The sequence below is a fragment of the uncultured Nevskia sp. genome (assembly GCF_903885465.1).
Taxonomy (GTDB): domain Bacteria; phylum Pseudomonadota; class Gammaproteobacteria; order Nevskiales; family Nevskiaceae; genus Nevskia.
The window spans coordinates 1-1850 of sequence record NZ_CAISIQ010000463.1 but is presented as its reverse complement, the minus strand read 5'-3'; the positions used below and the strand labels follow the sequence as shown (position 1 = coordinate 1850).

Genomic DNA, 1850 nt, shown 5'->3' with positions numbered 1-1850 from the left:
TCATCGCGCAGTTCATCATGATCTACAACTTCCTTCGCTGCGCCATCTGGCGCAAGGGCATGGTCCCGGCGACGGCGCAGGTCTGGGAAGGCGCGCATGGTCTGGAATGGACGGTGCCGTCGCCGGCGCCGTACCACACCTTCGAAGATCCGCCTCACGTTGGTGATGAGCCGGCCGCTGCGCACTGATTGACCTGAGCAGATCTGGACAACGATGACGACGATGATCAAGCCTGCCGAACAGCCGACCCGACGCCGCAACTGGCGCCTGGCGGTGTTGCTGGCCCTCGTCGCCGTCGGCTTCTATGTCGGTTTCTTCATCGCCGTCAGCAACCGCGGTTGATGATGATTCGATGAAGAAGCCGGTCATCAGCAACAGCCGAGGTACCTGGAAACTGCTGGTCGTGGTCGCCGGCATGTTCTGCTTCGGCTTCGTGCTGGTGCCGATGTACAACGCGATCTGCCAGCTGGTGAACCTCAACGGCAAGGACAGCGCGATGCTGATCTCGGCCAAGGATGTCGTCGAGCGTGAAGATGCGACGCGAACGGTGAAGGTCGAGTTCGTGACTACCGTCAACGGTGGTCGCGTGTTCACTTTCCGTGCCGAGCAGCCTTCGGTGCAGGTGCATCCGGGCAAGCTGTACACAGTTGATTTCGTGGCACGCAACGAGCGGGACGAAGCGGTGATCGGTCAGGCGGTGCCTAGTGTTGCGCCGTGGAATGCGGCCCGGCATCTGCGCAAGACCGAATGTTTCTGCTTCAGCCAGCAGCCGTTCGCGGCGAATGAAGAGAAGCGCATGCCGGTTCGTTTCATGCTGGATCCGGAGTTGCCGGCCGATGTCGAGGTGGTGACTTTGTCGTACACGTTCTTCGATGCCACCGCGCTGGCGGCCGGCAAGGTCGAAGAGGTGCAGAAGCAAGCTGTAGTCGTACCGAAAAGCTAGCCGTATCGCCATTCAAAACAGATTCAAAGCAGACAGATAAGGAACCCGTCATGGCAACCCATGCCGCAACAAGCGATGCCAACAACCGGCGCTATTTCGTGCCGGCGCCGAGCGCCTGGCCGTTCATGCTGACGATCGCGCTCGGCACGATCCTGTACAGCGTCAGCATGTACCTCGAAGAGCGGCACCCGGGGCCGATTCCGTTCATCGTCGGCGGCTTGCTGTTCGTCTACGTGGTGTTCACCTGGTTCCGCGGAGTGGCGCTGGAAAGCGAGACCGGCCAGTACAGCCCGCAGGTCGATCGCACCTACCGCCTCGGCATGAGCTGGTTCATCTTCTCGGAAGTGATGTTCTTCGCGGCCTTCTTCGGCGCGCTGTACTACGCCCGCGAACTGTCGGTGCCGTGGTTGTCGGGCGAAGGTGCTCGCGTCAGCACCAACGAATTTCTGTGGCCAGCCTTCGAGAACATCTGGCCGACCAACGGCCCCGCCGCGATCGGTGGTCAGTTCAAGACCATCTCGCCGTGGCATCTGCCGCTGATCAACACGCTGCTGCTGCTGACCTCGTCGGTGACCATCACCTTCGCGCACCACGCGCTGAAGGAAGGTCATCGCAAGGCGACGATCCTGTGGATGTGGGCGACCATCGCGCTCGGCGCCACCTTCCTGTACTTCCAGGTCACCGAGTACATCGAGGCCTATCACGAGCTGAACCTGACGCTGCACTCCGGCATCTACGGTTCGACGTTCTTCATGCTGACCGGCTTCCACGGCATGCACGTGACTTTGGGCACGATCATGATGATCTCGGTCACCGGGCGCCTGATGGCCGGTCACTTCAAGCCGGAAAGCCACTTCGGTTTCGAAGGCGTGGCCTGGTACTGGCACTTCGTCGACGTGGTTTGGGT

The 1850-nt window shown here is 61.0% G+C and carries 2 protein-coding genes and 1 pseudogene; all 3 read left to right on the top strand.

Translation table 11 applies throughout. From position 1 onward, the window contains the following. A pseudogene (locus tag QZY06_RS18105) lies at nucleotides 1-188 on the top strand (hypothetical protein); the annotation flags it as partial. Between the two features lie 164 nt (nucleotides 189-352). After that, nucleotides 353-943 carry a cytochrome c oxidase assembly protein gene (locus QZY06_RS18100; protein ID WP_295686662.1) on the top strand — a complete coding sequence of 197 codons (591 nt, stop codon included), beginning with the start codon at nucleotides 353-355 and terminating at the stop codon, nucleotides 941-943. A 50-nt stretch (nucleotides 944-993) separates the two neighbouring features. Then, nucleotides 994-1850: cytochrome c oxidase subunit 3 (locus QZY06_RS18095; protein ID WP_295686660.1), on the top strand; the 857-nt coding region annotated here is incomplete at its 3' end.

What these genes read in the sequence shown, in the direction of transcription:
- QZY06_RS18100 (WP_295686662.1), top strand. Translation starts at nt 353, where the DNA reads ATGAAGAAGCCGGTCATCAGCAACAGCCGAGGTACCTGGAAACTGCTG.